We start from the raw sequence: 1530 nt of genomic DNA on the forward strand, positions 1-1530 counted from the left end.
CAAAACGTTATAGGCAACCTTTATGACACTACTCGACCAATTTAAAAATGATTTTAAAACAGTGTTTCCAAATGACTTGGTTGACGCACTCATAGACAGCTATGTAGAAATTAAAACCAATTTCATTTTGGAGAAATGGGAACCTTCAGAATTGAACGGTGGTAAATTTGTTGAGGCAACAATACGAATGATACAATTTACTTGTTTCAGTGGGACATACACTCCTATTGGAACTTCAATAAGAAATACATTCGCTGAATTGCAAAGAATTGAATCGAGTTCTACAACAAACCATGACTCTTACCGACTACATATTCCTAGATGTTTAGGAGCAATTTATAATATCCGAAATAGACGTGGTGTTGGACATTTAAGTGGAGATATAAATGCAAATAAAGCCGATGCTCTAATAATTATAACAATTGCTGAATGGATATTGGCTGAGCTTTACAGGTTGAATTATCAAATCACTCTTCCTCAAGCTCAATCTCTTGTTAATACTCTTGTAACCAGAAAACTTGAGCTAGTGTTTGAAATAAACGGATTAAAAAGAATACTCAATCCAAAGCTTCAAATTAAGGACAAAGTATTACTTCTTTTATATGCCGAAAATGACCAGTACTCTACTATTGACAATTTATGTGTTAACCTGAAATACAGCAATAAAACTTATTTGAAAAATAAACTCTTAAAAGAACTTGACAAATTAGAGTTTATCGAACTTACAGCTGACGAGAAGGTGTATTTACTTCCGCCAGGCAGCAAATATGTTGAAGACAATTATGAAAATTGGAAACCTAAAAACTAAACTAACATGTCAGACATTGCAAGAGTAAATTTAAAAATCGGGCAAATTGAAATTTCAATTGAAGGTCCTGCTGAATTTGTATCAAATCAATATGATAAAGTTGAAGCCCATTTAAAAACGTATTCTGAAATTTCAGTAAAACTACCAGTTGACAAGCTAACTAATCAGACAGAAACATCAGATACGACAGAAACACAGGAGACAGCAGCAAATGGTAATTCTGTTCCTGAAACCTTTGGTGAATGGTTAAGCAAAATTCCCAAAGGGACAAGTGACACATCAAAAGCAATTTTAGCTGGGTACTTCATACAAATAACATCACCGTCAAAAAACTTTAGAGTAAGGGATGTTACTAAAATTTTGAAAGGCCACGGAATAAAACTATCTAATCCAAGCAACTTGTTAAAAAACGCAGTTGATTCTAAAAAAATATTTCAGGTTTCGAAAACAGGAACTGAAGCCCACTATAAATTACAACGAGAAGCACAAGATGAAATGAATCAGCTTTTGGGGTGACAAATAAGGCTGCCTATAACAAAAGTATTTGCAAAAGCAGGGCTGGACATTGTAACATCAACTATGTGCAAGCATCAGCAGCAGTTCAGGCTCGACGTTCAATTTCCAGCTTTAGTTCTTAACTTCAACAACATATTTTCAATTGGGCATTTGTACCTGGCTGGACAATTAATGAATCCCCTGCCTTCGCAAATACCTGTTCGTTG

2 protein-coding genes are annotated in these 1530 nt (G+C 34.6%); both read left to right on the top strand.

The window, feature by feature from the left end; all coding sequences use genetic code 11:
• The first annotated feature begins 22 nt into the window (after positions 1 to 22).
• Positions 23 to 808 carry a hypothetical protein gene (locus EO766_RS18135; protein ID WP_074419098.1) on the top strand — a complete coding sequence of 262 codons (786 nt, stop codon included), beginning with the start codon at positions 23 to 25 and terminating at the stop codon, positions 806 to 808.
• A 6-nt stretch (positions 809 to 814) separates the two neighbouring features.
• On the top strand, positions 815 to 1324 hold the full coding sequence (locus EO766_RS18140) for a hypothetical protein (protein WP_074419099.1): 510 nt from the start codon (positions 815 to 817) through the stop codon (positions 1322 to 1324).
• The last annotated feature ends 206 nt before the right edge of the window (positions 1325 to 1530 follow it).

This window comes from Hydrotalea sp. AMD (genome assembly GCF_004100315.1).
Taxonomy (GTDB): domain Bacteria; phylum Bacteroidota; class Bacteroidia; order Chitinophagales; family Chitinophagaceae; genus Hydrotalea; species Hydrotalea flava.

What these genes read in the sequence shown, in the direction of transcription:
- EO766_RS18140 (WP_074419099.1), top strand. Translation starts at nt 815, where the DNA reads ATGTCAGACATTGCAAGAGTAAATTTAAAAATCGGGCAAATTGAAATT.
- EO766_RS18135 (WP_074419098.1), top strand. Translation starts at nt 23, where the DNA reads ATGACACTACTCGACCAATTTAAAAATGATTTTAAAACAGTGTTTCCA.